This is a genomic window from Kitasatospora sp. NPDC057223, from assembly GCF_042669755.1.
In the GTDB taxonomy this organism is placed as follows: Bacteria; Actinomycetota; Actinomycetes; order Streptomycetales; family Streptomycetaceae; genus Kitasatospora.
Window position 1 is genome coordinate 60753 of sequence record NZ_JBHUWW010000018.1, and the last position, 26565, is coordinate 87317.

General features: G+C 74.7%; 23 protein-coding genes, 1 tRNA gene and 1 pseudogene. 8 read left to right on the forward strand and 17 right to left on the reverse strand.

The genetic code is table 11. From position 1 onward, the window contains the following. Positions 1-4: 4 nt before the first annotated feature. The 4 genes from ACFUK0_RS10115 to ACFUK0_RS10130 form a co-directional block, all read right to left on the reverse strand. Entirely contained in the window at positions 5-883 is an 879-nt protein-coding gene (locus tag ACFUK0_RS10115; RefSeq protein ID WP_380248148.1) for an amidohydrolase family protein, read from the reverse strand. Beyond that, entirely contained in the window at positions 880-2514 is a 1635-nt protein-coding gene (locus ACFUK0_RS10120) for an acyl-CoA dehydrogenase family protein (protein ID WP_380248150.1), read from the reverse strand. Before ACFUK0_RS10120 ends, ACFUK0_RS10115 begins: the two co-directional genes overlap by 4 nt. Continuing rightward, positions 2498-3109 (reverse strand): TetR/AcrR family transcriptional regulator, encoded by a 612-nt coding sequence (locus ACFUK0_RS10125; RefSeq protein ID WP_380248152.1) that lies wholly within the window; start codon positions 3107-3109, stop codon positions 2498-2500. The genes ACFUK0_RS10120 and ACFUK0_RS10125 overlap by 17 nt, the downstream gene beginning before the upstream one ends. Before the next feature lie 73 nt (positions 3110-3182). Continuing rightward, positions 3183-3806, reverse strand: coding sequence for a TetR family transcriptional regulator (locus ACFUK0_RS10130; protein WP_380248154.1), 624 nt, complete (start codon positions 3804-3806; stop codon positions 3183-3185). Between the two features lie 85 nt (positions 3807-3891). On the opposite strand from ACFUK0_RS10130, the gene ACFUK0_RS10135 reads away from it, so the two are divergent. Together ACFUK0_RS10135 and ACFUK0_RS10140 are read left to right on the forward strand one after the other, a co-directional pair. After that, the gene (locus tag ACFUK0_RS10135; protein WP_380248156.1) at positions 3892-4089 is read left to right on the forward strand and encodes a hypothetical protein; all 198 of its coding nucleotides are present in this window, start codon (positions 3892-3894) and stop codon (positions 4087-4089) included. Between the two features lie 85 nt (positions 4090-4174). Further along, a complete protein-coding gene (locus ACFUK0_RS10140) occupies positions 4175-4453 on the forward strand; it encodes a DUF4190 domain-containing protein (protein ID WP_380248158.1) in 279 nt (92 codons plus the stop codon). Positions 4454-4899: 446 nt separating this feature from the next. On the opposite strand, the gene ACFUK0_RS10145 is transcribed toward ACFUK0_RS10140, so the two are convergent. The 5 genes from ACFUK0_RS10145 to ACFUK0_RS10165 form a co-directional block, all read right to left on the reverse strand. Further along, the gene (locus ACFUK0_RS10145) at positions 4900-7494 is read right to left on the reverse strand and encodes an ABC transporter permease (protein WP_380248160.1); all 2595 of its coding nucleotides are present in this window, start codon (positions 7492-7494) and stop codon (positions 4900-4902) included. After that, the gene (locus ACFUK0_RS10150; RefSeq protein WP_380248162.1) at positions 7491-8246 is read right to left on the reverse strand and encodes an ABC transporter ATP-binding protein; all 756 of its coding nucleotides are present in this window, start codon (positions 8244-8246) and stop codon (positions 7491-7493) included. Before ACFUK0_RS10150 ends, ACFUK0_RS10145 begins: the two co-directional genes overlap by 4 nt. Further along, positions 8243-8509, reverse strand: a complete 267-nt coding sequence (locus ACFUK0_RS10155) for an SHOCT domain-containing protein (protein ID WP_380248164.1) — start codon at positions 8507-8509, stop codon at positions 8243-8245. Before ACFUK0_RS10155 ends, ACFUK0_RS10150 begins: the two co-directional genes overlap by 4 nt. 153 nt (positions 8510-8662) lie before the next feature. Beyond that, positions 8663-9331 (reverse strand): response regulator, encoded by a 669-nt coding sequence (locus ACFUK0_RS10160; protein ID WP_380248192.1) that lies wholly within the window; start codon positions 9329-9331, stop codon positions 8663-8665. 11 nt (positions 9332-9342) lie between these two features. Beyond that, positions 9343-10548 carry a sensor histidine kinase gene (locus ACFUK0_RS10165; RefSeq protein ID WP_380248166.1) on the reverse strand — a complete coding sequence of 402 codons (1206 nt, stop codon included), beginning with the start codon at positions 10546-10548 and terminating at the stop codon, positions 9343-9345. 260 nt (positions 10549-10808) lie between these two features. Between ACFUK0_RS10165 and ACFUK0_RS10170 the strand changes: the two genes are divergently transcribed. Beyond that, entirely contained in the window at positions 10809-11900 is a 1092-nt protein-coding gene (locus ACFUK0_RS10170) for a sugar ABC transporter substrate-binding protein (protein WP_380248168.1), read from the forward strand. Between the two features lie 141 nt (positions 11901-12041). Here ACFUK0_RS10170 and ACFUK0_RS10175 read toward each other — a convergent pair whose 3' ends face one another. Then, positions 12042-13334, reverse strand: a complete 1293-nt coding sequence (locus ACFUK0_RS10175; protein ID WP_380248170.1) for an ROK family protein — start codon at positions 13332-13334, stop codon at positions 12042-12044. A gap of 191 nt (positions 13335-13525) precedes the next feature. Between ACFUK0_RS10175 and ACFUK0_RS10180 the strand changes: the two genes are divergently transcribed. After that, positions 13526-14275, forward strand: coding sequence for a DUF2470 domain-containing protein (locus ACFUK0_RS10180; protein WP_380248172.1), 750 nt, complete (start codon positions 13526-13528; stop codon positions 14273-14275). Positions 14276-14391: 116 nt separating this feature from the next. Here the strand turns inward: ACFUK0_RS10180 and ACFUK0_RS10185 are convergent, their stop codons facing one another. Further along, positions 14392-14859, reverse strand: coding sequence for an NUDIX hydrolase (locus tag ACFUK0_RS10185; RefSeq protein WP_380248174.1), 468 nt, complete (start codon positions 14857-14859; stop codon positions 14392-14394). 136 nt (positions 14860-14995) lie between these two features. Continuing rightward, positions 14996-15067: transfer RNA gene (locus ACFUK0_RS10190), tRNA-Val, on the reverse strand. Positions 15068-15210: 143 nt separating this feature from the next. Here ACFUK0_RS10190 and ACFUK0_RS10195 point away from each other — a divergent pair. Together ACFUK0_RS10195 and ACFUK0_RS10200 are read left to right on the forward strand one after the other, a co-directional pair. Further along, positions 15211-16665, forward strand: coding sequence for a hypothetical protein (locus ACFUK0_RS10195; protein WP_380248176.1), 1455 nt, complete (start codon positions 15211-15213; stop codon positions 16663-16665). A 47-nt stretch (positions 16666-16712) separates the two neighbouring features. Beyond that, positions 16713-16934, forward strand: a complete 222-nt coding sequence (locus tag ACFUK0_RS10200) for a zinc ribbon domain-containing protein (RefSeq protein ID WP_380248178.1) — start codon at positions 16713-16715, stop codon at positions 16932-16934. A gap of 80 nt (positions 16935-17014) precedes the next feature. On the opposite strand, the gene ACFUK0_RS10205 is transcribed toward ACFUK0_RS10200, so the two are convergent. From ACFUK0_RS10205 to ACFUK0_RS10220, 4 genes and pseudogenes are all read right to left on the reverse strand, one after another. Continuing rightward, positions 17015-17857: a sigma factor-like helix-turn-helix DNA-binding protein gene (locus tag ACFUK0_RS10205; RefSeq protein ID WP_380248194.1), complete on the reverse strand. Its 843-nt coding sequence runs from the start codon at positions 17855-17857 to the stop codon at positions 17015-17017. A gap of 233 nt (positions 17858-18090) precedes the next feature. Further along, positions 18091-18963 (reverse strand): HAD family hydrolase, encoded by an 873-nt coding sequence (locus ACFUK0_RS10210; RefSeq protein WP_380248180.1) that lies wholly within the window; start codon positions 18961-18963, stop codon positions 18091-18093. 6 nt (positions 18964-18969) lie between these two features. Continuing rightward, positions 18970-21590, reverse strand: a pseudogene (locus ACFUK0_RS10215) (phosphoribosyltransferase). Positions 21591-21735: 145 nt separating this feature from the next. Continuing rightward, positions 21736-22902: an HpcH/HpaI aldolase/citrate lyase family protein gene (locus ACFUK0_RS10220; RefSeq protein WP_380248182.1), complete on the reverse strand. Its 1167-nt coding sequence runs from the start codon at positions 22900-22902 to the stop codon at positions 21736-21738. Positions 22903-23345: 443 nt separating this feature from the next. Between ACFUK0_RS10220 and ACFUK0_RS10225 the strand changes: the two genes are divergently transcribed. Further along, a complete protein-coding gene (locus ACFUK0_RS10225) occupies positions 23346-24266 on the forward strand; it encodes a TerD family protein (RefSeq protein WP_380248184.1) in 921 nt (306 codons plus the stop codon). 25 nt (positions 24267-24291) lie between these two features. Here the strand turns inward: ACFUK0_RS10225 and ACFUK0_RS10230 are convergent, their stop codons facing one another. Next, complete coding sequence (locus tag ACFUK0_RS10230; RefSeq protein WP_380248186.1) at positions 24292-25077, reverse strand: Tellurium resistance; 786 nt, start codon at positions 25075-25077, stop codon at positions 24292-24294. A 322-nt stretch (positions 25078-25399) separates the two neighbouring features. On the opposite strand from ACFUK0_RS10230, the gene ACFUK0_RS10235 reads away from it, so the two are divergent. Beyond that, positions 25400-26512, forward strand: a complete 1113-nt coding sequence (locus tag ACFUK0_RS10235) for a DUF2637 domain-containing protein (protein WP_380248188.1) — start codon at positions 25400-25402, stop codon at positions 26510-26512. Positions 26513-26565 lie beyond the last annotated feature (53 nt).

The window sequence follows — 26565 nt, forward strand, 5'->3', positions numbered from 1 at the left end:
CGCCTCAACTCCCGGGCAGGCCGAACAGGTCGGCGGCGTTGTGGTGGCAGACGGCCCGCAGCCAGTCGTCCCCCAGCCCGAGCGCGGCCAGCGCGTGCAGCGCCTCGGCGTACGGGTACGGGATGTTGGGGTAGTCGGTGCCGAGCAGGATCCGGCCCTGGAGGGCGCGCAGGCGCGGCAGTTCGGCGGGCGGGAAGGGCGCGTCGCGCTCGGTGAAGGCCGTGAACGCCATCGTGGTGTCGAGCCGGACGTGCCGGTGGCGCTCGGCCAGGTCGAGGAAGTCCCCGTACTCCGGCAGGCCCATGTGCGCCACCACCAGCCGCAGTTCGGGGTGCCGGCCGAGCACCGCGCCGATCGGCCCGGGGCCGGTGTGCTTGCCGGGGACCGGGCCGGAGCCGCAGTGCGTGACGACGGGAGTGCCGCTCTCCGCGAGCAGGCCCCAGACCTCCTCCAGCAACGGGTCATCGGGGTCGTACCCGCCGACCTGGAGGTGGGCCTTGAACACCCGGGCGCCGTCCTGGAGGGCCTGCGCGACGTAACCGGCGGCCCCGGGCTCGGGGAAGAAGGTGGCGGTGTGCAGGCAGTCGGGGGTGCGGGCGGCGAAGCCGGCGGCCCAGGCGTTCAGCCAGACGGCCATCCCGGGCCTGTGCGGGTAGAGCATCGAGGTGAACGCGCGGACGCCGAACTCCCTGAGCAGTGCGACGCGTTCGGCCTCCTCCTGGCGGTAGGTGATCGGCCAGGGCCGGCCGGTCAGCGGGCCCGCCGCGTCGAAGTAGGCCCACACCTTGTCCAGGACGTTCTTGGGCATGAAGTGCGTGTGCACGTCGATCAGGCCGGGGAGGCCGAGGCCCTGCCAGAACGCCCGGACTTCGGCGGTGCTCACCCGGGCACCGGCATGGCGCGCTCGATGATCGCGCCGGTGTCCACGCCCGTTGGCAAGGTGCCGAACGCCCCGCCGTGGTCGCCGCCGAGGCGGGAGGCGCAGAACGCGTCCGCGACCGCCGGGCTGCCGTACCGCACCAGCAGGGAGCCCTGGAAGGCCAGTGCCATCGCCTCGACCAGGCGCCGGGTGCGGTACTCCAGGTCGCTCAGGTCGCCGAGTTCCTTGCGGAGGCGGGCGACGGCGGCGTCCAGCCGGCGGTCCGCGCCCGCGGCCAGGGCGAGTTCGCCGAGGAACGCCTGCACGGTCTCCGGCCGCTTCGCCATCGCGCGCAGCGCGTCCAGCGCGGCGACGTTGCCGGACCCCTCCCAGATCGAGACCAGCGGCGCCTCCCGGTAGAGCCGGGGCATGCCGGACTCCTCCACGTAGCCGTTGCCACCCAGGCATTCGAGCGCCTCGGCCGCGTGCGCCGGACCGCGCTTGCAGACCCAGTACTTGGCGACGGCGAGCCCGAGCCGCCGCACCAGCACCTCGTTCCCGTCGCCCGCGAGGGCGGCGTCGGTGGCGGTGGCCAGCCGCATCGCGACGGCGGTGGCCGCCTCGGACTCCACCACCAGGTCGGCCAGCACGTTGCGCATCAGCGGCTGGTCGGCCAGGGCCGCACCGAACGCCCGCCGGTGGACGGCGTGGTGGACGGCACGGGTCGCACCCAGGCGGATGCCGGAGGCGGCGCCGAGGGTGCAGTCCATCCGGGTCATGTTGACCATCTCGATGATGGTCGGCACGCCGCGCCCCTCCTCGCCGACCAGCCAGCCGACCGCGCCGTCGTACTCGATCTCGGCGGAGGCGTTCGACCTGTTGCCCAGCTTGTCCTTCAGCCGCTGCAGCAGGATGCGGTTGCGACTGCCGTCCGGCAGGACGCGCGGCAGCATGAAGGAGCTGAGACCGCCCGGGGCCTGGGCCAGCGTCAGGAACAGGTCGGACATCGGCGCCGAGGTGAACCACTTGTGCCCGGTCAGCCGGTAGGTGCCGTCGGCGTTCGGCACGGCGGCGGTGGTGTTGGTGCGGACGTCGGAGCCGCCCTGCTTCTCGGTCATCGACATGCCGGCGATCAGGCCGCGCTTGGTGTGCGGCTCGCGCAGCCCGAAGTCGTACTCGGGGGTGGTGAGCAGCGGTTCGAGCCACTCGGCGAGGGCCGGGGTGGCGCGCAGCGCGGGTACGGCGGCGTACGTCATGGTGATCGGGCAGATGTGCCCGGCCTCGACCTGGCCCCAGACGTAGAACTTGGCGGCGCGGGCGGTGTGCGCGCCGGGCCGGTCGTCGCGCCAGGGGGCGCCGTGCAGGCCGTGGCCGACGGCGGTGCGCATCAGGTCGTGCCAGTGCGGATGGAACTCGACCTCGTCGATCCGGTGGCCGAAGCGGTCGTGGGTGCGCAGTGCCGGCGGGTGCTCGTTGGCCATCCGGCCCCACTCGCCGGCCTGTTCGGATCCGGCCAGGCGGCCCAGCTCGTGCAGCTCCGGTTCGGCCCAGCCGGCGCCGGCGCGGTGCAGGGCCTCGATCAGCCCGGGGTCGGCGGCGGTGTCGTGGCCGTAGGGCAGCGGCACCTGGTTGGTGACCTCATGTGTTGCCGGCATCGCGTCCTCCCAGGGCACGAAGGGTGAAGGAGACCAGGCCGGGGATGACCTCGGCCGGCGCGGAGCCCTCGGCGAGCGGGCCGGCGAGTGCCTCGCCGACGGCCCCGACCAGGGCGGCGGCGGTCAGGTCCGGATCCTGGGCGGGCAGCCGGCCGGCGGCGACGGCCGCGGCGATCTGGGTGGCGAGCACGTCGCGGAAGGCCCGCCGGAAGACCAGCCGTTCGGTGTCGACGACGGCGTCGGCGGGTTCGACCAGCAGGGCGTAGGCGAGCCGGGGTGCCTTGAGCGCGCGGGCGGCGAAGGTCTCGACCACGGCGGCGACCCTGGCCTGCGGGGTGTCCTGGCGGGCGACGGCCTCGTTGACGGCGGCGATCTCGCGGGTGACGACGCGGCGGAACAGCTCCACGGACAGCTCGGCCTTGTTGGCGAAGTGCTGGTAGAGGCTGCCGGTGGCGATGCCGGCCCGGTCGGCGACGGCGGCCATCGAGCAGCCGCCGTACCCGCGGTCGGCGAGCAGGCCGACGGCGGCCTGGAGGACCGCTTCTCGCTGGGCGTCCAGCCGCGCCTGGACGGCGGGTGTGCGTCGGTAGGCCATGGAAGCATTGAAGCACCGATTCAGTACTTCGACCAGCACCGCCGGGCACCCGCCCGCCCGCGTCCGTGCCCGGTCAGCCGTCCTTCCAGTGGCGGCGCCCGAGGCTGACCAGCCGCAGCTGCATCCGGGCGGTGGCCGCGATCCGCCGGCCGGCGTCGGCGTCCGGCGCCTCCAGGAAGGCCGCGGCGGTCGACACCATGTGCTCGACGTAGAGCCCGGCCAGCATCCGCAGCTCCTCGTCGCTCCAGCCCTCGGCGGCGGGCTGCAGCGCGAGGGCGGCGCCGACCTCCTCGGCGAAGCGGTCCAGTTCGGCCGCGACGGCCTCGCGCACCTGCCGTACTCCCCCGTGCCGCTCGCGCGCCAGGAAGCGCACGTGGGCCCGGTCGCCCGACACGTGCCGCTCGATGACCTCGACCGTGCGGTCGATCAACTCCTCCGCCCCGCCGCGCTCCTCAAGGACGGAGCGGACGAGCACGTGCAGGCTGGCGAGCGACTCCTCCACCAGCGCGACCCCGAGGTCGGCCATGTCCCTGAAGTGCCGGTAGAAGCCGGCCGGGGACATTCCCGCGGCCCGGGTGACCTCGCGGACGCCGAGCCCGGCGAGGTTCTGCTCCTCCAGCAGGCGAAGGCCCGCGTCCAGCAACCCGCGCCGGCTCTGCTGCTTCTGGGCCTGTCTGGCCCCCATGGTGTGACTCACGCCATTCAGTAAACAACTGTTTGCTGACATTGGCCAGCGTAGAGTGAGGTTTCAGCGAACACTTGTCATCTCAACTGTTCGCCGAATGGCCCTGCCACCGCCGGTCACCTCCGAGAAAGGCCGCACCGTGATCCTCTTCGCCGCCCTGGTCGCCATGGGAATCCTCATCGGCGCAGCCGCCCACACCACGCTGCCGGTGTTCCTCACCGCCTCCGCCGCGATCGCCCTCTGGCTGCTGGCCTTCGGCGCACGTGAGGGCCTCACCCGGCTCCGGCGCCGCTGACCCGCCCCGCCCCGCCCCGCAGCAGCAGCAGCAGCAGCAGCAGCGACAACGTGCCGCCGAACCCACCGCACCGGAGGAGCACCCCATGACCGCCACCGCCCCGACCACCCGTCACCGCACCGCGCGCAGCGCCCACGAGGCCGACAACCTGGCCGTCGCCTCGTTCCTGCTCGGCCTGCCGGGCCTGTTGCTGCTCAACATCGCCCTCGGCCCGCTCGCGATCGTCCTGGGCGTCCTGGCCCTCGTGCGCGGCACCGCCCGGCGCGGCCGCGCCCTGCTCGGCCTCACTCTCGGCGTCGCCGACCTGGCGGTGCTCGTCGTCGCCACCGCCGCCGGCCACGGCACGCTGTGGCAGCTCGGCTGAGCCGGCCCCACCGCACCCGCAGCCGCACCGGCCGATGGCGGGCACGGCCATGTCGTCGGTGCTGAGCAGGCCCGTCCGGTACGTGACGTCCCGGTTCGGCGCGCCGATCACGGACTGCGGGGACGGGTACGGCCCCCGTACCCGAGCCGGGCGGCCGGGGCGCAGGGCACGCCCGCCCGGTCGCGCGCAGCCGCAGGGTCGCGCCGGCCACGACGCGGGCGGCGGCGAGCAGCGGGCCGCCGTGGTGGCCGTCCTGGGGTCGGCAGGCCGACGGCGACGCCGGGCACGAGGACGGCCACGGGCACCCGGCGGACGTACCCGGCCGGGAAGCCGGCGCGACGCTCCATCGCTCTCCTGCCCGGTCGTGGTCGGCGACGTCTCCAAGCAGCGCCCACGGCCGTCCCACGGACGGTCCGGGACGGCCGTGGCGGGCGGCGCCGGCGCCGTCAGTCCGCGGCGACGGCGCGCAGGACGTCCAGCCGGGCGGCCCGGCCGGCCGGCCGCAGGCCCGCGACGGCACCCGCCAGCAGGCCGGCCCCGAGCACGACGGCCAGCTGGAGCGGCGGGACGGCGAACGAGCCCGTCCCCGCACTGTCGGAGGCCTTCACCAGGGCCCAGCCGAGGAACGCCCCGAGCCCGAGGCCGCCGACCGTGCCGAACGCCGAGACCAGCACCGACTCCCAGCGCACCATGCCGCGCAGCTGGCCCCGGGTCTGGCCGACCGCGCGCAGCAGACCCAGCTCCCTGGTCCGCTCGTGGACGGCGAGGGTGAGCGTGTTGGCGATGCCCAGCAGGGCGATCAGGACGGCGAGCGCGAGCAGGGCGTAGACCACCGAGAGCATCATGTCGACGCCGCCGGCCGCGCTCGCCGCGTACTCCTCGCGGTCCTGCACCCGCGGGCTGCCGAACGGCTCCACGGCCCGCTGCACGGCGGCCCTGCCGGTGGCGAGCGGCACGCCGTCCTTGAGGGCCACGGCGACCATGGAGTCGCTGTCCTGGCCCCGGTGCGGGGCCCAGGCCTCGCGGGTGACCAGGTAGTCGCCGGCCAGCCCGCTGCCCTCGTACAGCGCCCGGACGGTGAACGGGCCGCCGCCCCCGTCGGTGAAGCCCACCGTGACGCGCTGGCCGAGCCGCCAGCCGTGCCTGTCCGCCTCCGCGCGGGAGACGGCCAGGCCGTCGGTGCCGAGCGCGCCCAGCGAGCCGTCGACCCGGCCGAGGTCGACGACGCCCGCCAGCCGGGCCGGGTCGGTGACGTCCAGGGTGCGGCCATGGCCGTCGATCCGGGCAACGCCCCGGCCGAGGCCCACCGTCCGGCCGACCTCGGGCAGGGCGGCGAGCGCGTCGGCCAGTCCGGGGCTGACGCCGCTGCCGCCGGCCCCGAAGGCGGGCGCGGTGACGGCGAGGTCGCCCGCGAAGGAGTCGGCGACGGTGTCGTCCAGGGTCGCCTTGACGGACGCGCCGAAGACGGTGAACAGGGTGACCACGGCGACGCCGATCATCAGGGCGGTCGCGGTGGCGGCCGTCCGCCGGGGGTTGCGGGCCGCGTTGCGCCGGGCCAGCGTGCCCGGCACGCCGCGCAGCCGGGCCAGCGGCGCACCCAGCACCCGGACGGCGAGGGTGGCCGCGACCGGGCCGAGCACCACCACCGCGCCGAGCACGGCCAGTGCCCCGGCGGTGGTCAGCGCCACGGACGGGCCCTCGCTCGCCCCGGCCACGGCCGCCGGGACGCCGCCCGCCAGCAGGACGGCGCCGAGCGCGAGCCGGAGCCGGCCGGCCCGGCCGTCGGCGGCGCGGTCCACCGCGGTCTCGCGCAGGGCGGCGAGCGGCGCCGTCCGCCCGGCGCGCAGGGCGGGCAGCAGGGCGGAGCCGGCCGCGACGGCCGTACCCACCGCGAGCGGCAGCAGGACGGCGGCGGTGCTGATCACCATGCCGCCGGTCGGCAGTGAGAAGCCGAGCGCGGAGAACAGCGCCTTGAGGCCCGTCGCGACCCCGACGCCGACCGGCAGACCGGCCAGCGAGGCCAGCAGGCCCACCGTCAGCGCCTCCGCGAGGGTCGCGCCGAGCACCTGGCCGCGGGCCGCGCCCAGGGCCCTCAGCAGGGCGTTCTCCCTCGTCCGCTGGGCGACCACGATGGCGAAGGTGTTGTGGATGGTGAACGTCGCCACCAGCAGCGCGATACCCGCGAAGACCAGCAGCAGGGTGGTGAACATGCTCAGGAACCGGCCGGACACCTGCGCGGTGCTCTCCGCGGTGGCGGCCGCGCCGGTGACCGCCTCCACCCCGGCGGGCAACTGCGGGGCCAGCGCCCGGACCAGCCCGGCCTGCGAGGTGCCCGCGACCGCCCGGACCTGGACGGAGCTGGCCTGGCCCGCACCCCGTGGGGTGAGGTGGCGCTCGGCGTCGTCCAGGGTCAGGCCGGTGAAGGTGCTGGGGCCCATGCCGTCGGCGCTGTCGCCGAAGGTCACGATGCCGACGACGGTGATCCGCACCGGGTCGGGGGTGCGCAGCACGGTGGTGTCGCCGATGTGCAGGCCGCCGCTGCGCGCCGCGCCCCGGTTGACGACCGCCTCGCCCGGCGCGGCCGGCGCCCGGCCCTCGGCGAGCCGGTACGGGTTGAGCCGCGGGTCGGCGAGCCAGTTGCCGGCCAGCGTGGGCGGGCCCTGCCCGCCGACCGGCTTGCCGTCGCTGCCGACCAGCTGGCCCGCACCGACCACCGAGGCCTCGGCGGCGGCCACCCCCGGTACGGTGCCCAGCCGCGCCGCGAGCGCGGCCTCGACCGGGGCCCGGACACCGCCGGGGGTGCCCGGCGAGTCCAGCACGTCGGCGCTGCGGACGACGGCGTCGGTGCCCGCGTTGGCGTCCGCGAACAGGGTGTCGAAGTTGGCGCGCAGCGTGTCACCGAGCACCATCGTCCCCGCCAGGAAGCTGACGCCGAGCAGGATCGACAGGAACGTCCCGGCGAGGCGCCGCCGGTGTGCCCGCAGCGAGCGCAGGCTGATCCGCACGGTGGCGCGCGCGGCGGGGCCGCCGGCCGGCTTCATGACCGCCCCCGCTCGAAGGCCTTCATCCGGTCCAGCACCCGGTCGGCGGTGGGCTGCGCCATCCGGTCGACCAGCCGGCCGTCGGCGAGGAAGAGCACCGCGTCGGCGTGGCCGGCCGCGGTCGGGTCGTGGGTGACCATGACGACGCACTGGCCCATCTCGTCGACGGCGCGCCGCAGCAGGCCGAGCACCTCGCCGCCGGTGCGGGAGTCCAGGTTGCCGGTGGGCTCATCCGCGAACACCACCCGGGGCCGGCCGGCCAGCGCCCGGGCTACGGCGACCCGCTGCTGCTGGCCGCCGGAGAGTTCGCTCGGGCGGTGGTGCAGGCGGTCGCCGAGCCCGATCACGTCGATCAGGGTGTCCAGCCAGGCGCGGTCGGGGGCGGCGCCGGCCAGGTCCAGCGGGAGGGTGATGTTCTCCAGCACGGTCAGGGTCGGAACGAGGTTGAAGGCCTGGAAGACGAAGCCGATCCGGTCGCGGCGCAGCAGCGTCAGCTTCCGGTCGCCCAGGCTGCCGAGCTCGGTGTCGCCGATGTAGGCGCTGCCGGCGGTCAGCGTGTCCAGGCCGGCGGCGCAGTGCATCAGGGTGGACTTGCCGGATCCGGACGGCCCCATGATCGCGGTGAACCGGGCGGCCGGGAAGTCGACGGTGACGTGGTCCAGCGCGCGGACCCGGGTGTCGCCGACGCCGTAGACCTTCACGGCGTCGGCGACCCGGGCGGCGGTGTCGGTGACGACGTCGAGCGTGGTCACTCGGCACCACCGCGGCGCTCGCGCGGGTCCTCGGCGAGGACGGTGCGGCGGGCGCGGTACTCGTCCGCGTCGATGTCGCCCTCGGCGTAGCGGCGGCCCAGGACGGACAGCGGGCTGTCCGGGCGGCCGGTGCAGCCGCGGCGCCAGACGGTGCGGCGCAGCACGAGGACGACGAGGAACACGACGGCGAGCCAGAACAGCGGGATCAGCAGGATCCACGGCCCAGGGCCGTTCCAGTCGTGGTCGGCGAGCAGCGTGTACATGGTGGTTCATCTCCCCGGTGGCGGGCTCGGCCCAGGTGCTCCCGGGCTCCTTCGAGCATTCCGCCGAGGGGGGTCGTCGCGCGTCGTACGGGCAGCGGCTCCGCGCCTACTCCGCGGGGAGTACGCGGCCCGTGCATGCGGCCGCGCCGCCGCTCAGCCCAGCCAGCCGGGCCGGACCAGCCCGGACTCGTACGCCAGCACGACGAGTTGGGCCCGGTCGCGGGCGGCGAGCTTGACCATGGCTCGGCTGACGTGGGTCTTGGCGGTGAGCGGGCTGACCACCAGCCGGCGGGCGATGTCCTCGTTGGACAGGCCCATGCCGACGAGGGTCAGCACCTCGCGTTCGCGCTCGGTGAGCAGTGAGAGGTCCGTGGCGCAGCCGTCCGGCTCCTTGGAGCGGGCGGCGAACTCGCCGATCAGACGGCGGGTCACGCCGGGCGAGAGCAGCGCGTCGCCGGCCGCCGCGACCCGGACGGCGCGCAGCAGGTCGGCCGGTTCGGTGTCCTTGACCAGGAACCCGGCGGCGCCCGAGCGGAGCGCCTCGAAGACGTACTCGTCGAGTTCGAAGGTGGTCAGGACCACCACCCGGACGGCGGCCAACGCGGGGTCACCGGCGATCCGGCGGGTGGCGAGCAGGCCGTCCACGCGCGGCATCCGGATGTCCATCAGCACCACGTCGGGCCCGAGCTCGCGGGCCAGGCGGACGGCGTCCTCACCGTCGCCCGCCTCGCCGACCACCTTGATGTCGTCCTGCGCGTCGAGCAGGGCCCGGAAGCCGGCCCGGACCAGCGCCTGGTCGTCCGCCAGCAGCACCCGGATCATCGTTCGCTCCCTCACCGGTCGTCCTCCACGGCGGCCGTGGGCAGCGTGGCCCGGACCCGGAACCCGCCGTCCGGCCGTGTCCCCGCCTCCAGGGTGCCGCCGAACGCGGCCACCCGCTCCCGCATGCCGGTCACCCCGCTGCCGGAGCCGCCCGCCTCGCCGTGGCCCGGCGGGCCGGGGTCGTCCACCTGGACGGTCAGTTCCCGTTCGGCGCTCCAGTCCAGCCGGACGGCCGCGCTGCGCGCCGTGGAGTGCCGGATCACGTTGGTCAGCGCCTCCTGGACGATCCGGAAGGCCGTCAGGTCGACGCCGGCGGGCAGCGGCCTCGGCCGGCCGCCGACGCCGACCGTCACCGCCAGCCCGGCCCGGCCGGCCTGCGCGGCCAGCTCGTCCAGGCGGGCCAGGCCCGGAGCCGGTCCGCGCGGGGCGGCGGCGCCGGGCGCGCGCAGGGTGCCGAGCACCTGGCGCACCTCGCCGAGCGCCTCCTTGCTGACGCTCTTGATCGTGGTCAGCGCGGTGCGGGCCTGCTCGGGCCGGGTGTCCAGCAGCTCCAGCGCGACCCCGGCCTGAACGTTGATCAGCGAGATGCTGTGCGCCAGGATGTCGTGCAGCTCGCGGGCCATCCGCAGCCGCTCCTCGTCCGCCCGGCGGCGCTCGGCCTGCGCCTGGTAGGCCTGGTGGGCGGCCATCCGCTCCTGCCGGAACCGCAGGATCTCGGCGAAGGCCACCACCAGCAGCACCCAGGCCGAGGCGCCGAGCTCCTGCCACCACAGGACGCGCGTCCCGAACGTGTCCGACCAGCTGGCCGGCAGCACGAAGGCGGCCAGCGCGTGCGCCAGGTAGCAGGCGCCCAGCGCGATCCAGGCGGCCCGGCGGTGGCCGCTCTGCACGGCCACGCAGACGGCGACGACCAGGCTCAGGAAAACCGGCCCGTAGGGGTATCCGGCCAGCAGGTACCCGGCGGTGACGGCGGAGGTGCCCGCGACCACGGCGACCGGGTGGCGGCGGCGCAGCACCAGCAGCGCCGGGCCGGCCAGCAGCAGCGCGTACCCGAGCGCGTCCAGGCCGGTCCGGCCGGGCTGGTGGAGGCCTGCCACGGTGGTGCCTCCGACCTGGATCGCGGCGACCGCCAGCGCGGAGGCCACCGGCCAGCCGGCCTTGGCGGCGCGCACCCACGGCGGGCGCCAGGGCTCGGGGCCGTCTGGATCGGATGCCATGCCGGAAGGCTAGCGAGCCGTCGCGCCGCCCGCGTCACCCCACGGGGGCGACCCGGCGTACTCCCCCGGGAGTATGCGGCCGGTCACCGTACCTGTAAGTAGCAATGGGTGTCAGGTTGTCCCAAGAAGTTTTCAAGAAGGTAACGAATCAAGCACCGATTCTTCTGAAACACGTTTAGTTATTGACGTCAAGCACTCGAAAACGTTTGACTCCCTCCTCGGCCGCAACGACGCGGCACAGTCAGGAGGCACCACCCCGCATGAACACAGTGACGCGTCGTACCCTCAGTTCCACTGCCGCGCTCGCGCTCGCCCTGCTCTCCCTCACGGCCTGTGGATCGGACGGTTCCGGCACCAAGTCGGACGGCGTCGGCGACACCACGGTCGGTCTGCTGCTGCCCGAGAAGACCTCGTCCACCCGGTACGAGGCCTTCGACAAGCCCATGATCGAGGCCTCCGTCGCCTCCCTCTGCACGAACTGCAGCGTCGACTACGCCAACGCGGACGGCGACGAGGGCGTGCAGAAGCAGCAGTTCGACGCCCTGCTGGCCAAGGGCGTCAAGGTCATCCTGCTCGACCCGGTCAACGCCAAGAACACCGCGCCGTGGGTCGAGGCGGCCACCGCCAAGGGCGCGAAGGTGGTCGCCTACGACCGCCTGGCCGCCGGAAACGTCGCCGCGTACATCTCCTTCGACAACTCCCGGACGGGCGAACTCCAGGGCGCTGCCCTGCTCGAAGCCCTCGGCCCGAAGGCCGCCACCGCCCAGATCGCGATGATCAACGGCGCCGAGAGCGACCCGAACGCCGCCTCCTTCAAGTCCGGGGCGCACAAGGCCCTCGACGGCAAGGTGAAGAAGATCGGCTACGAGCAGTCCGGCGAGTGGAAGCCCGAGGTCGCCGCGCAGAAGATGACCGAGGCGATCCGCAGCCTCGGCAAGGACGGCATCCAGGCCGTCTACGTCGCCAACGACGGGATGGCCGCCTCGGTCATCGACACCCTCAAGGGCGCCGGCATCAAGAACGTCCCGGTCGGCGGCCAGGACGCCTCGCTCGACGCGATCCAGCGGATCCTCACCGGCGACCAGGCGTACACCATCTACAAGCCGTACAAGCCGGAGACGGACGCGGCCGGCACCATCGCTGTTCACCTGCTGAAGGGGCTGGATGTCACGTCCATCGCCAGCTCGATCACTGAGAGTGGCGGATCGCACGTCCCGTCGATGCTGCTGACCCCGATCGTCGTCACCAAGGCGAAGGTCGCCGTGACGGTCGTCGCCGGCGGCCTCTACACGGCGGAGCAGGTCTGCACCGCGGCGTACGCGGCCGCCTGCGCGGAGGCCGGCGTCAAGTAGTCCACACCCGGACCCCCGGGTCCACGAGCGCTGCGGCCGGCGAAGGGACATCGCCGGCCGCAGCCGCATCTCCCGCCGCATCCGGTGAGCCGGCCCGGCCGGCCCGGCCGGGCCGCCCAGCTGGCGCGCCGGGCGGGCGGGCTACACGCGGGCGACGGCCGCCGAGCGACGGTCGAACACCTCGGGCCGGGCCGTCCGCAGCGCCGTGGAGAGCGCGCCGACCAGCACCGCGTCGTCCCACAGCAGACTGGGCGCCAGCCGGGGACGCAGCGGGGTGAGCGCCTGCAGCGCCTCGTCCACCCGGGCGATCAGCAGATCCGCGCTGTGCCCGATACCACCGCCGAACACCACCAGCTCCGGGTCGATGACGGAGGACACCACGGCCACCACGTAGGCGAGCTGCTCGGCCTCGTGCTGGACGGCGGCGAGCGCGGCATGGTCACCCGCTCGCGCGGCCTCGAAGACCTCCTTGGCCGAGTCCGCCCCCCGCAGGCCCAGCTCCCTGGCGATCCGGACCACGGACTCCGCCGAGGCGGCCGACTCCAGCATCCCGCGCCGCTCGTCCGGGCCGCCGCTGTCCGCGTCCGGGCCGACGGCCCCCGGCCGGAGGGCGGCCGGCACGCCCGGCAGCCCGGGCAGCGGCAGGAAGCCGATCTCACCCGCCGCGCCGTGCGCGCCGCGCTGCAGCTTGCCGCCGGAGACCACGCCCATGCCCACCCCGGTGCCGATCAACAGGTAGACGAAGTGCCCGCTGCCCACGCCCGCGCCGTGCGCGTACTCCCCCAGGGCCGCGAGGTTGGCGTCGTTGTGGACGCTGATCGTGGTGTCCAGGCCGTCCCGGATCCGGTCGAAGAGCCCGCGCCGGCCCCAGCCCGGCAGTTGGGCGGCGTAGCGGACGCGCTGCTCCGACTCGTCCCAGACCCCGGGCGTGCCGATCGCGGCGTGCACGACGGCGGCGGGCTCGACCCCGGCCTCGGCGGCCACCGCCCGCGCCTCGGCGATCACGGCGTCCGCGACGGCGTCGGCGGTGTCACCCAGGTTCGGGACGGTCCGGCGGGCCACGATGTCCCCGGCCAGGTCGGCGAGTGCGATCCGCAGCCAGCCGCGGCCGATGTCGACGCCCAGCACGTACCCGGCGGTCGGATCCGGCTCGTACAGGACGGCGGTGCGCCCGCGCCCGGGGGCGATCAGCCCGGCCTCGCGGGCGAGCCCGGCCTGCTCCAGTGTCGCCAGTGCGGTGGACACCGTGGGCTTGGACAGCCCAGTGTCCCGGGCCAGTTGGGCCCGCGAGGCGGGCCCGGCGGTGCGCAGCCGCTCCAGCAGCATCCACTCGTTGTTGCTGCGCAGCCGCTGTCTGCTCCAGGGCTGCGCGGTCGCGGACCCGGGTGCCGGGTCGGGGCCCGGTCCGGGATTCGCGGCCGGGTGGGTGCTCATGATCGCCTCCGCGCCTCGTAGGTCCTGCCGGTCGGCTCCGTACTGACCTTCCGCCACTTTATGCGCCGCCCCGACGCACCGGCGGCGGGCTGCGATCCCCGCTTCGGCGGGTGCGCACCGGCGGCGGGGACTGGCCAGGGACGCCGAGAGTAAGTTAAGTTAGCCTTACCTAACTTGGAAGGACGGTCGCCATGCGCCCCGCCGACGTCAGCACCCCGGCCCCGAGCGACGCCGAGCGCGTGCGCAGCCTGCTCCACGCCGCAACCTCGCTGACCGCCACCACCAGGGCCGGCCGCCACGACCTGATGGGCCCGCACCTCCTCGACGCCGGCGCCCCGGGCCGCACCATGCGCCTCAAGGCACCCTCGGGCTGCCGCCTCACCCACGAGGCGGAGCAGGCCGCCGCGGACAGCGCCGAGGGCCTGCCCGTCCTGCTCGAATGGACGGACGTCGCCCCGGTCGCCGTGCGCGCACGGGTCCGCGGCCAGGTCCGGATCGCCGGCCGGCTCGGCCGCCCCGAGGAGGCCGGCGACGGCACCGCCGTGATGCCCCTGGAACCCACCCGGATCATGCTCGGCACCGACGGCGCCCAGACCCCCGTCGACCCGCAGGACCTCGCCCGGGCACACCCCGACCCGATCGCCCCGTTCGAAGCCGTCCTGCTCACCCACATGGCCGACGACCACCACGACCAGGTCGCCGCCCTCACCCGCCTGCTCGACCCGCGCCTGCTCGTCGGCATCACCCGGGCCTGGCCGCTCACCCTCGACCAGTACGGCATCGTGCTGCGCCTGGAACGCCTGCGCGCCCACCACGACGTCCGCCTCCCCTTCGACGAACCCCTCCTGGACGTCGACCACATCGGCCACCGCATCCACGCCCTGCTCGCCTCCGCCCGCCTCCAGCCACGCCGGCCCCGACTGCGCACCGACCACCGCTGATCCCCGCACCGGCCGCAGGCCGGGTCGAACGGCACCAACCTGGCAGCGGACCGGTGGAGCCGACCGGCCGCCACGGATGTGGATCCCCCACCCGAACCGGGAGCGCGTCACGGCGCTCAGCGCACCACCGGGCCCGCTCCCCGCCGCCAGTCCGCCAGGCGCTTGCGGATGCCGGCGACCATCGGCAGCCCATCCGTCTCGGCCGGCGTGAACCACGCCACCTCGTGGGACTCCTCGGACACCCGGAGTTCGCCGCCGACCGGCCGGGCCAGCAGGCAGATGGAGAACTCCTGCCGGACCTCGCCGTCGTCGTACGCGAAGACGTGCCCCGGGTCGGTGTAGGTGCCGACGATCCCGGTGATCTCCACGGTGATGCCGGTCTCCTCCAGGGTCTCCCGGATGCCGCAGCCGGCCAGCGACTCCCCGAGCTCCATCTTCCCGCCGGGCAGGGCCCACATGCCGTTGTCCGTCCGGCGCTGGAGCAGGACCAGGCCGTCACCGTCGACGACGACCACGGAGGCGGCCGGCACCAGGCTGTTGGCCGCCGGGGCGTCCGGGTCGTTCTCGTAGTCACGCCTCGGCATGCTCCACCTCCGGGTTCCAGCTCCGGGTTCCAGACGCTGCGACCGCTCCCCCACCCCGGGAACGACAGAGGGCCAGTCCGGGAGGATCATGCCTCCGGACTGGCCCTTCGTGCTGACAACCCGAGGTCGTCCAGTGTGGGCGCGGACGGTTTCGAACCGCCGACATCTGCTTTGTAAGAGCAGCGCTCTACCACTGAGCTACGCGCCCCCCGTCGCGGCCCGCTGGGAAACGACGAAAGCCAAGAGTACCTGCTCCGGCGGGCCGTCCGGTGCACATGGCCGAGGAGTGGGACGGGGTCGGCACGGGGCCGGGGCGGGAGGGGTGCCGGTCCGAGGGGGTGATCGGGAAGAATGGGTGGAGGATCAGCTGCCGGGCGGGCCGAGAGGGCGCGCGGGTGGGTCGGACGGTGGAGCAGGGAGCGCGGTGTGAGGGTGGCCGGCGGCGGGAGCAGGCGGGGGCGGCTCGGGGGCGCGGCGGTCGAGGCGCTGGTGCTGCCGTTGGTGGTGGCCGGGGTGTTCGGGGCGGCGGGGGCGTCCGCGTTCGGGGCGGCCGGGGGTGGCCGGGGTGGCTGGTGGCGGCGTGGCGGGGACGCGGTGCGGGCCGATGCGCGGGCTGCCCGGGATGCGGCCCAGCAGGCGTTCTACGAGTTGGACTCGACGCAGCGGGACGTCCAGCTGGCGGTGGAGACGGTGCAGGCGGCGGAGGACAGTGCCGCGGGCCGCAAGGCCCTGGCCGACTTCCGGGAGATCTCGGGCCGGGTCGACCAGGTGAGCGTGAACTACCTGGCGGCGCTGGACGCGCAGGATCTGGACGCGGAGGAGCTGGAGTCGGGGGCGGCCTCGCAGGCCCGGCGCCGGCTGGAGGACGTGAAGGGGCAGCTCGGTTCCGCGAAGGCGGAGCTGGACGGGTTCCTGCAGCGGCTGGAGCCGCTGGTGCAGCACGCGGAGTCGCAGTTGATGCGGGTGACGCCGGCGGTGGAGAAGGCGAAGCGGTCGTTGCTGGCGGCGACCGCGGCGCTGGAGGCCGTCCGGGCCGCCGGGCTGAAGGCGGACGATCTGGCGGCGCGGCTGGCGGAGCTGGCGCCCGAGCTGACCCGGTTGAACGAGGGGGCGGGCAGGCACGGGGTGGCGCCGACCCTGCAGCGGGCCGAGGACGTGGCGCGCCGGGCGGAGGCGGTGGCGGCGGCGGCGGAGCAGCTGCCGGAGCGGGCCCGGGAGATCGACCGGCGGGTGTCGAGCCTGCGGACGCGGATCCAGGCACTGGAGACGAAGGCGGGCACCGTGGAGCCCGCGCTGAGCGAGCTGCGGCGACGGTTCACCACCTCGTGCTGGCAGGATCTGGGCCGGGTGTCGGAGCAGGTCGCGGAGGCGGTGCGGGCCGCGCAGCAGAAGCTGGCCGAGGCGGCGCGGGCGCGGGACGAGCAGCGGTGGGCGGATGCGACGGGGGCGATCGGGACGGTTCGGGCGCGGCTGGACACGGCGGACGGCTCGGTGGCCGCGGTGAACGAGCGGCTGCGGCAGCTGAACGAGGTGGAGCACGATCCGCACCGGGAGATCGAGCGGACGCGCTTCGCGGTGCGGGACGCGCAGCGGCTGGCGATGGCGGGGCGGCAGGCGCCGGACCCCCGGCACGCGGGGCCGCTGGATGCGGCGGTCGGGCGGCTGGACCGGGCGGTGGCGGAGTTGGAGGCGGCCGGGCGGCATCCGGACTACTGGCATTTCCTGACGGAGCTGGCGGCGGTGCGGGAGTCGGCGGCGCGGGTGGTGTCGCTGATCCGGGACGATCTGGGCGCCGGGCACCACTGAGGCCTGTGGCGGGGGCTGGGCGCTGCCCGGCTGGGTACTCTGCGGGTATGCCTCGTTATGACTTCCGCTGCCGCTCCTGCGGTGCCACGTTCGAACTCCGCCGCGCGATGGCCCAGGCCAACGACCCGGCCGTGTGCCCGCAGGGTCACCCCGACACCGTCAAGCTGCTGTCCACCGTCGCCGTGACGGGTGTGGGCGGCGGTGCGGCCGCGCCGCAGCCGGCCCCCGGGGGCGGGGGCGGCTGCTGCGGCGGCGGTTGCTGCGGCTGACCCGCTGCGCCGGGCGCCGGCCGCCCGGCGCCGACGGCTGCGGTCAGGTGCGGCCGACGGTCGGGTGCCGACGGCCGCGGTCAGGCGTCGAGGACGGCGAGCTCCGTCCGGCGCAGGCTCTCCGGCTCGGCGACGATGTCGATGCCGGTGATCAGGCCGTCGGTGATCGTGAAGCCGAGCACCAGGGCCAGCCTGCCGAGCGGCGCCATCACGAGTCCGACCGCGCCGTCGACCAGGGCCGGCTGGGTGGCCAGCGCCCGTTCCATGGCGGCCATCGCGCCGGTGGCCACGGTGTGCGCACCGCTGACGACGACGGGTGCGGGGGTCGGTACGACCTTCGCGTCGGCCCGGAGCACCACGTCGGGGTGGAGCAGGGCCAGCAGGGCGTCGAAGTCCCCGCCCCGGGTGGCGGCCAGGAAGGCGTCGACGACGCGCCGCTGGCGGGCGAGGTCGGTGGCGGGCACGGGGGCGGCGCCCCTGACCCGGCGGCGGGCGCGGCTGGCGAGCTGCCTGGTCGCGGCCGGGGACTTCTCGATCATCGGGGCGATCTCGTCGAAGGGCACGGCGAACAGGTCGTGCAGGACGAAGGCGAGGCGCTCGGCCGGTGCCAGCATGTCGAGCACCACCAGCAGGGCCAGGCCGACGGAGTCGGCCAGCAGCGCCTCCTCCTCGGGGTCGGCGGACGTCTGCCCGCCGGTCCGGTACCGGCCGGACTCGTGCCCGGGGGCCGCCGGGCCCGCGTCCTGTGCCTCGATCGGGTCCTCGCGCCGGTTCTCGCGTGCGCGCAGCAGGTTCAGGCAGACCCGCCCCACCACCGTGGTCAGCCAGCCGCCCAGGTTGACGATGTCGCCGGTGCCGGTCCGGTCGAGGCGCAGCCAGGTCTCCTGGACGGCGTCGTCGGCCTCGCTCGCCGAGCCGAGCATCCGGTAGGCCACCGCGCGCAGCCGGGGCCGGTGTTCCTCGAAGCGCGCTGTCAGCCGGTCGCGGTCGTCCACCGTGTCGCTCGCACTCCTTCGCCGCTGCCGGCCATCGGGGTGGATCCAAGAATTCGCCGGAACCGGAACCGGAGCCGGACAGCCGGTGCGGCCGCTGCGGCCGGTACGGCCCCGCCGGTCACTCCGACGGGGCCGCACCGCACCGCGGCGGTTGGGTACGGCTAGCGGGCGACGGCTCCCGGGCGGGTGCCGGCCCGGACGCGGCCGAGGAGCTGACGGACGATCTCCTCGCCGGCGGCCACGCCGATCTGGGTGAGGGCGGTGACGCCCGGCGCCGTCCAGCCGGAGTCGGCGAGTTCGCCGTGGCCGGGACGCCAGCCGGCGTCGGCGGCGAGCAGCAGTTCGGCGTCGAGCAGGGAGTCGCCGGCCGAGAGGACGGTCGCGCCGCCGACCCGGCGTTCGACCTCGGCGAGGGCCGCGCTCTTGCTGAGCGGGGCCGGGACGGCGTAGACCTTGCGGCCCTGGAGGGAGACCGTCCAGCCGCGTTCGGCGCACCAGGCGGTGAGTTCGTCGATCCAGCCGGCCGGCAGGTCGGCGCGCTCGACGACGAGGTAGGCGAAGAGGTCCTCGGCGACGCGGCGCTTGTGGGTCCACTCGGGGTCGGCGGAGAGGGCGAGGTGCTCGACGACCTCGCGCAGCGGTGCGGAGGCGGCGTCCAGCCGGGTGCGGACCTCGGCCTGCCAGTCCGCGTCGGGGAGGCCGTTGACGAGGATCTGGCCGCCGTTGCTGCAGATCGCGTACTGCGGGATCCAGCCCGGCGTCGGGCCGGGCAGGTTGACCCGCTCGTACTGGGTGCGGGTGCGGGTGGTGGCGGGGACGAAGACGGCGGCCTGGACGAGCTCCACGAGGAGTTCGGCGGCCTGTTCCGTCATGAAGGAGAGCGCCCGGCCGTCGTGCACCTCGACCGAGAGCAGCCGGGGCGCGAGCCGGTCGGGGACGTCCAGGGCGAGTGCGCGGTTGGAGTAGATCAGTGTGCGGTCGAGGTCGCTCGCGACCAGGAACGTGCGCTCACCGCTGGTGGCTTCGGTACTCATCAGGCTTCAGGACTCCTTGGCCAGGACGGCGGTACCGGCTTCGCTGACGGCACCTCGGTTGTACCGGGGGTGGATCAGGCCGACGCAGGTGTACGGCAGGTCGTCGACCTCCTCGACGGGCACGCCGCGCTGGGCGGCGAGCAGGCGTACGTGGTCGAGGTCGGCGCCGCTGCCGCGCCGGGCGAGGACGCGCCAGGGGACCCGGCGGAGCATCACCCGGGTGGTCTCGCCGACGCCGGGCTTGACCAGGTTGACGTTGTCGATGCCGTACTCGGCGCTGATCCGCTCGACGGCGGCCCAGCCCTCCCAGCTCGGGGTGCGGTCCTCGGTGGCCAGCTGCGCGGCGGCGGCGAGGGCCTCCTCGCGGACGGCCTCGAAGTGGTCGGCGACCGTCTCCAGGAAGGAGTTGGAGACGTCGGCGGAGGCCAGCTCGGCGTAGTGCTTGGCGCCGTGGAAGTCGTCCGGGCCGATCAGGTCGGCGCGCAGGACGGTGCGTGAGACCAGGCCGGAGACGGTGGAGTTGAGGCAGGCGGACGGGATCAGGAAGTCGTCCCGGGTGCCGTAGGTGCGCACGCAGCCGCCGGGGTCGGCGAGGACGGCGAGGTCGGGGTTGAAGTCGGTGCCGGCCAGCGCCTCGGCCAGCTCGCGGGTGATCGCGCCCTTGCCCGTCCAGCCGTCCACGAAGACCACGTCGGCGGCGTTGTGGTGGGCGGCGAGGTAGCGCAGGGCGACCGGGTCGATGCCCCGGCCGCGGACGATCGACACGGCGTAGTGCGGCGTGTCCAGCTCGTGGGCGAAGGCGAGCCAGCGGCGGATCAGGATGCCGACCGGCGTGCCGGCCCGGGCGAGCGAGGCGAGCACCAGGCCGGAGCCGCGCTCGCGCAGCAGGGTCTCGGCGACGGTGCCGACGGCCAGCGCGATCCGGCGGGCGGAGGTGCGCAGGGCCTGGTGGAACAGCTCCTGGTACTCGGGGCTGGGCTGGTACTCCACCGGCAGCGACTCCGCGTAGTGGGCGCCGCCGCTCTGCACGGCCTCCTCGCGCTCCTCGGTCGGGGCCTCCAGCGGGACGTCGGAGAGGTCGGTGAGCAGCCAGGTGACGTCGGCGGCGGCGTAGGAGGAGAAGTCCGGTCCGTACAGCGGGCGCGGGGTGGTCGCGGTGCTGGTGGGCATCGTGGTCATGCTCGCCTTCGGTGTGGTGCGCGGCTGGTTGTCGAACGAGGGCACGGGGCGGTCCGTTCCCCGGCTCATGCGGGGTCACCGGCGGCCTGGGCGGCGTCCCGGCCGGGCCGGTGCGAGGGCAGGACGGCGAGGACGACCTGGTCGGTGACCTGGCGGAGCTGCCCGAGCAGGGACCGCTCGCCCTCGTGCAGGGCGGGGGTGTCGCCGAGGTCGTCCACGACCAGCACGATCGCCTCGAAGCGCCGGGCCGGGTCGGAGCCGGGGGCGACGTTGTAGGCGTAGCGCTCGCGCGAGCCCCCGTCGGCCGGGTCGTCGTGGGCGGGGAAGGCGAGCCGGGTGCGGATCGCGTAGCCGGGGTCGTCCACGGCGAGGACCGGGGAGCGGGTGGTGGTGGAGAAGCGGACGCTCTCCTCGCCGAGCAGCAGCCCGATGTGCTCCGCCAGGCGCAGCGGGGCGTACATCAGCTCCTCGCTGCCGAGGACGAGCACCCGGGGCCCGGCGGCGAGCCCGATGTCGGCCGGGAGGGACGGCCCGGTGGCCAGGGCGGCGATCAGCTGCATGGCGAGTGCGGGGAGCGCCTCGTCGAGCCGGGTGCGGTGCTCGGCGGTGAAGCCGTGCCGGCCGCCGTCCGGCAGGCCGGCGGGCCAGGCCAGGTCGACCCGGCCGAGCGGGGCGGGCGGCCCGGCGGGCAGCGGGGCCGGGGGCGCGGCCTCGTCGATCAGCCGCTGGGCGCGCGGCAGCACGTCGGCGGGCAGGTCGACGCCGCCGACGGCGGTGGCGACCAGATCGAGGCGGGCACCGAGTTCGGCGGCGGCGTCGGCGAGGCGGTCGCGGTCCGCCTCGCCCCGCAGGTCGACCAGCGAGACGACCACGTAGTGGGCGCGCGGGTGGCCGGCGTGCAGGGCGCGGATGGTGTTGAGGACGGTGTTGCCGGTGGAGAACTCGTCGTCGACCAGGACGAGCGGGCCGTCACCGGTCAACAGCGCCGGGTCGGCGGGGAGCAGCAGGTGCGAGGTGGCGTGCGAGTGCTCCTCCTCGAAGCCGCCGACCGCCGCGACACCCTCGACCGGGCGCCGGGTGGAGTGCAGGTACGGCGCGCCGAGGCCGTCGGCGACGCTGTGGCCGAGCCCGGTGGCGGTCTCGGCGTAGCCGAGCACCACGGCCCGCGCGGTGGCCTCCTCGCCGAGCAGTACGCGCACCCGGTGGCCGAGCTCCAGCCCGACGCCGTGGACGACGCCGGGGTGCTGCGGGACGTGCTTGCCGAGCACGTTGGAGACCAGCAGGTGGGCGCGCTTCTTGTTCTCGCGCAGGGCGAGGCCGACCAGCTCGGGCAGCCGGTCCGATCCGGTCAGGCCGATGCCCAGCCGGTCGGTGACCCAGCGGCCCGTCCACGGCGCCCGTGCGTCGGGGGCGGTGGCGGACCCGGTCGTGGCTTCCTGTGCTGTCACTGCTCGTGCTCCTGCTTTCCTGGTGTGCGGTGGTGCTGCGGTGGTGCGGGGCGGATGTGCGTGCGGTCACCCGCGCGCGGCTCGTCGAGCACCCGTTCGAGGCCGAAGGCCCAGCGTACGGGGCCGCGCCCGGGGGCCGGGCCGCTCAGAGACAGGCGGCGAGCAGCTCGGCGAAGCTGACGTCCTCCCGGGCGACCCCGAACACCTCGGCGCGCAGCAGGACCCGCTCGGCCCAGGCGCGGTGCGGCTTGGCCTCGTTCATCTTGTTCGTGTAGGCCGAGCGCAGCACCCCGCCGCCGCCGCGCTCCTGGTCGAGGATGTCGCGGGCGTCGGAGAACTCCTCGTGCGTGACGACGGAGAGCGCGTGGACGGCCGGCACGTGGCTGGGGTGGATGCAGGTCTTGCCGAGCAGGCCGTTGGCGCGGTCGAGCTCGATCTCGCGGATCAGCCCGTCCAGGTCGTGCTCGATGATCCGCTGGCGGACGGCCTCGCCCGGCGGATCGGTGGCGGCGAACGGGGTGCGGCGCAGCTGCGGCTTGAACATCCGCTCCTGGACGGGGAAGTACTCCCAGACCGGGCCGGTGACGGTGTACCCGCTGCCGTCGGCGCGGCCGAGGACGTTGACGACGTCCCCGATGACGGCCGCGACCAGGGCGACGTCGTACGCGGTCAGGTCGGGCGAGCGGCGCAGGCCGTAGGCGGAGCAGAGGTCGGTGACGCCCAGGCGCACGGCGAGGATCCGCTCGCGGTGCTTGCCGAGCAGCCGGGAGATGCCGAACAGCTGGTCGCGGCGGGACTCCAGGTGGGCGAGTTCGGGGGATTCGAGCACCGGCATGGCGAACAGGCGGTGGCCGCTCGTCTCCTCGGCGGCGGCCAGGGCCTCCAGGAACTCGCTGCCGCTCTCCTCGGTGAACTTCGGCAGCACGAACCCGGAGAGCAGGCGGACGGCGGGGCCGAGCCGGCGGGTCAGGTCGGTGATCTGTCCGGCGGCGCGGACCCGGATGAAGAGAAGGGGGAGATCCTGTGCGCCATCGGTGTGCAGTTCGCTGAGCTTCGCCACCAGGTTGGCCTCGGCCGCGGGCACCTCGTGGTCCGATATCGCGTCCTCCAGGCAGAGCACCATGGAGACGACCCCGCGTGCCGCCTGCTTGCGCACGTCCGCGCCCAGGGTCTCCCGGGTGGCGGGGCAGTACAGCGTGGCGCCGAGCGCGGTGGACAGCACGCCCGCCTCGCTGTCCCGGTCGAAACCCCCGGGCTGTTCGAGGAAGAGCCGGTCGCGTACGTCGTCGGCGAGGTGGCCGAAATGGCGCAAGGTGCTCTCCTCAGGGGGTCCGGCCCGCGTCGGGCGGGGGTTCGGGGGTCGGGCGGGGGTCGGGCAGGGTCCGGCGGCGGCCCGCGGGCGGGCCGTGGTCGACGAGTCGGTACGGGTCGGTTAACAGGTCGCCCCGGCGCCGTGGTTCCCGGATCCGGGCGGCACCTTGCGGGCGGGTGTACGAGCGGGCGCCCGCGTACCGCGCGCGGGGCGCGTACGAGGGGCCGGCGGCCTGGCTGGACTGCGCATACCCCCCGAAGCCCCGGGCAGCCATCGTACGGACCGTTTCGGCCGAATCCTTTGCCGAAACATCGAATTCTCGGAAGGTTACCGTCCACTTCACAAAGCGCAAGCAGTCGGCAAAGCCCCGCACACTTCGGTCACCTTCGGCCACGTTGTCCGATGTTGTCCGATCGGGTGGCGAACAGGCAGGATGGTCCGCTATGACGCACGTGATGGCAAAGGGCGCCAACATCGCACTGCCGGTGGCCGCGGTCCGCGCCGTGCTGCGCTGGCACGCCGCACCCGGCTCCCCCGACGTGGACGCCTCCGCCCTGCTGGTGGGCGCCGACGGCCGGGTCCGCTCGGACGCGGACTTCGTGTTCTACAACCAGCCCCGGCACCCGTCCGGAGTGGTGCGCCACCTGCCCAAGCACCGCACCGGCCCGGACGGCGAGATCGCCGACACGATCGAGATCGAGCTGGGCAAGCTGCCCGCCGACGTCGACCGGGTGGTGCTGGCCGGGTCCTCCGAGGGCGGCTCCTTCCGCGCCGTGCCCCGTCTGCGGGTCCTGCTGTACGACGCCGCCGCGGGCGACGGCGCACCGGCGCTGGCCGAGTTCGCCGTGACGGACGCCGAGGAGGTCACCGCCCTGCTGGCGGCCGAGCTCTACCGGCGCGACGGCGGCTGGAAGTTCCGCGCGGTCGGCCAGGGCTACGCCACCGGCCTGGTGGGGCTGGCCACCGACTTCGGCATCACCGTCGAGGACGACGCCGCCCCCGAGGCCGCCGCCGGGCCGGCCGAACCCACGGCCCCGCCGGCCCCGCACCGGGCACCGGACCCGCGCTCCGAGCCCGGGACGTACACCCTGGCCCCCGCCGTGCCGCTCTCCACCCCGCCACCGCCCGTGGCGCCGCCCAGCACCCCGCCCGCACCGCAGCCCGCCTACGGGTACCCCCAGCCTCCGGCGCAGCCCGCGTACGGCTACCCGCAGCAGCCGTACCCCCAGCAGCCCCAGCCGCAGCCGCAGCCGGGCTACGGATACGGGTACCCGCCGCCCCCGCCGGCCGCCCCGCCGGTGCAGCCCGCACCGCAGGAGGCCTTCGCGCTGCCGCCGCAGGGCCCGCAGTTCCAGCCCCGCTGACCGGCGGGCCGGGCGGCCGGGTGTCCTACTCGGCCGTCCCCGAGGGCGTCTTGTAGCCGCGCTGCCACTGCATCCCGAACCCGTACAGCCGGTCGATGTCCGACTGGAACCCGTTCACGTAGCGGACTTCCCGGCGCACCGTCAGCTGTCCGTCGCCGGTGTTCTCGATCAGCACCACCGCGCAGGAGCGCGCGGCGGGCGCCCGCTCCTCCAGCTTGATCTCGATCCGCGGGCCGGTCTGCGGCACGATCGTCACGACCGCGTGCGTCTGCTCGAAGGCCGGGGTGCCGTCGTAGATGTACACGAAGATGAGCAGCCGCTTGAACTGGTCCTTCTTCTCCAGGTTGATGTACATCGTCTCGCCGGAGGGTGCTCCGTACACGTCGTCACCGCTGAGCTTGACGAACGGCGCCTTCTGCAGGTCCCCGAACAGCTTGCCGAGCGGCTGCACCACCCCCCGGTTGCCGTCGGCCAGTTCGTACATGCAGGCGAGGTCGAGGTCGACGTTGACGTCGGGCCGCTGGTACGAGTCGGGCTCCATCGGGCTGAGGATGCGCGGGCTGAACCAGCGCCGCAGCGTCTCCCCGGCCGAGGGCCCCGGGGCGGCCACCCGGGTCGTCCAGTGCAGGTTGACATACAGGTAGCCGGTGGTCGCGGCCGCACCCGTGAGCGCGTGCTGCGGGCGCGACTTGGTGAGCGTGACCTTGTGCTCCCCGCCGGGGTCGGCCGCATTGCGCTCCCCCTTCAGGTACTCCCAAACCGAGGCCATCCAGTCCTCCCCCAGGTACGCCAGGTTGATCTGACGATCCATGATCCGGCATCCGTCAACCCGCCGGCCGCCGCCGGCCCGGCCGGGCGGCACCCCGTACCGACTCCTCTACCCAAGACCGCGCCGGGGGCACCCGTCAACGGCGCACTCCGGCCGAATGGCGGGCTCCAGCGGGCTCCCGTACGATGACGCCCCCTCGGACGCGATATCGTCTAGCCGCACAGGTGTCCCGTCCGCAACAAACGGGTAAGCAGGTGCGCCCTCAGTGGCAGCGACGCACCGTCAAGCCCACTGCACTCTGCGGGACCTGATCTCCTGTGCCGCACACAGACCATTCCTGCGGAAAGCCGAGGCCCGACCCGCAATGAACCTCTCCTCCATACAGCTGGTGTGGGCCGTCGTCGGCGGCGCCGCACTGCTGATCACCGCCGTCCTGCTGGCGGCTCTCCGCTTCAAGACACCCAAGACAGCCGAGGAGTCCGGCGACTCCTGGGAGCGCACCGAGGAGCGCCGCCGGCGCAAGGAGATGATCTACGGGATCGCCTCCTACATCCTGCTGTTCTGCTGCGCCGGTGTCGCGGCCGCGCTGTCCTTCCACGGCCTGGTCGGTTTCGGTACCGAGAACCTCGGGCTGACCGGCGGCTGGGAGTACCTCGTCCCGTTCGGCCTGGACGGCGCCGCGATGTTCTGCTCGGTGCTCGCCGTCCGCGAGGCCAGCCACGGTGACGCGGCGCTCGGCTCCCGCCTGCTGGTCTGGGTCTTCGCCGTCGCGTCGGCCTGGTTCAACTGGGTGCACGCCCCGCGCGGCGGTGCCCACGACGGCGCCCCGCAGTTCTTCTCGGGCATGTCGATCTCGGCCGCGATCCTCTTCGACCGGGCCCTCAAGCAGACCCGCAAGGCCGCCCTGCGCGAGCAGGGCCTGGTGCCCCGCCCGCTGCCGCAGATCCGGATCGTGCGCTGGATCCGCGCCCCGCGCGAGACGTACGCGGCCTGGTCGCTGATGCTCCTGGAGAACGTCCGCAGCCTGGACGAGGCCGTCGAGGAGGTCCGCGAGGAGCGCCAGTCCAAGATGGACGCCAAGGTGCGCGCCCGCAGCGCCGACCGCCGCGAGCGGGCCGAGCTGAAGGCGATCTCCCGCCAGGGCGGCATGCTCGGCCGCGGCCGCAGCGGCCGCCAGGTGCCCGCGCTCACGGCTGCCGGAGACGGCCAGAGCGCTACGGAGCCTGCGCTATCCGCTGACACCGAAGCCACCGCAAGCCCCGCCACGATGGCGGCCCTGGAGGCCGGGCGCCGCCCGCGCGCTGCCGTCGAGTCCTCGTACTCGTCCGGTTCGCCGTACTCCTCGGGCTCGCCCTACTCGTCGTCCTCGTACTCCTCCTCCTCGGTCGACCTGACCGCGGACGACGACACCCTGTCGATGCCGAAGCTCGACTCGCTGGAGCGCAAGCTGCGCGCCATCGAGCAGCAGCTCGGCTGACCGGGCAGCACCCGCGGTACGCGAAACGGCCGTCCCCCGCACTGTGCGGGGGC

Coding starts and splice junctions, on each gene's coding strand:
- ACFUK0_RS10175 (WP_380248170.1), bottom strand. CDS start 13,334: ATGAGCACCCACCCGGCCGCGAATCCCGGACCGGGCCCCGACCCGGCA.
- ACFUK0_RS10165 (WP_380248166.1), bottom strand. CDS start 10,548: ATGGCATCCGATCCAGACGGCCCCGAGCCCTGGCGCCCGCCGTGGGTG.
- ACFUK0_RS10185 (WP_380248174.1), bottom strand. CDS start 14,859: ATGCCGAGGCGTGACTACGAGAACGACCCGGACGCCCCGGCGGCCAAC.
- ACFUK0_RS10200 (WP_380248178.1), top strand. CDS start 16,713: ATGCCTCGTTATGACTTCCGCTGCCGCTCCTGCGGTGCCACGTTCGAA.
- ACFUK0_RS10135 (WP_380248156.1), top strand. CDS start 3,892: ATGGCCCTGCCACCGCCGGTCACCTCCGAGAAAGGCCGCACCGTGATC.
- ACFUK0_RS10145 (WP_380248160.1), bottom strand. CDS start 7,494: ATGAAGCCGGCCGGCGGCCCCGCCGCGCGCGCCACCGTGCGGATCAGC.
- ACFUK0_RS10235 (WP_380248188.1), top strand. CDS start 25,400: ATGAACCTCTCCTCCATACAGCTGGTGTGGGCCGTCGTCGGCGGCGCC.
- ACFUK0_RS10225 (WP_380248184.1), top strand. CDS start 23,346: ATGACGCACGTGATGGCAAAGGGCGCCAACATCGCACTGCCGGTGGCC.
- ACFUK0_RS10160 (WP_380248192.1), bottom strand. CDS start 9,331: ATGATCCGGGTGCTGCTGGCGGACGACCAGGCGCTGGTCCGGGCCGGC.
- ACFUK0_RS10195 (WP_380248176.1), top strand. CDS start 15,211: ATGGGTGGAGGATCAGCTGCCGGGCGGGCCGAGAGGGCGCGCGGGTGG.
- ACFUK0_RS10140 (WP_380248158.1), top strand. CDS start 4,175: ATGACCGCCACCGCCCCGACCACCCGTCACCGCACCGCGCGCAGCGCC.
- ACFUK0_RS10120 (WP_380248150.1), bottom strand. CDS start 2,514: ATGCCGGCAACACATGAGGTCACCAACCAGGTGCCGCTGCCCTACGGC.
- ACFUK0_RS10155 (WP_380248164.1), bottom strand. CDS start 8,509: ATGTACACGCTGCTCGCCGACCACGACTGGAACGGCCCTGGGCCGTGG.
- ACFUK0_RS10230 (WP_380248186.1), bottom strand. CDS start 25,077: ATGGATCGTCAGATCAACCTGGCGTACCTGGGGGAGGACTGGATGGCC.
- ACFUK0_RS10180 (WP_380248172.1), top strand. CDS start 13,526: ATGCGCCCCGCCGACGTCAGCACCCCGGCCCCGAGCGACGCCGAGCGC.
- ACFUK0_RS10170 (WP_380248168.1), top strand. CDS start 10,809: ATGAACACAGTGACGCGTCGTACCCTCAGTTCCACTGCCGCGCTCGCG.
- ACFUK0_RS10210 (WP_380248180.1), bottom strand. CDS start 18,963: ATGAGTACCGAAGCCACCAGCGGTGAGCGCACGTTCCTGGTCGCGAGC.
- ACFUK0_RS10125 (WP_380248152.1), bottom strand. CDS start 3,109: ATGGCCTACCGACGCACACCCGCCGTCCAGGCGCGGCTGGACGCCCAG.
- ACFUK0_RS10205 (WP_380248194.1), bottom strand. CDS start 17,857: ATGCTCGGCTCGGCGAGCGAGGCCGACGACGCCGTCCAGGAGACCTGG.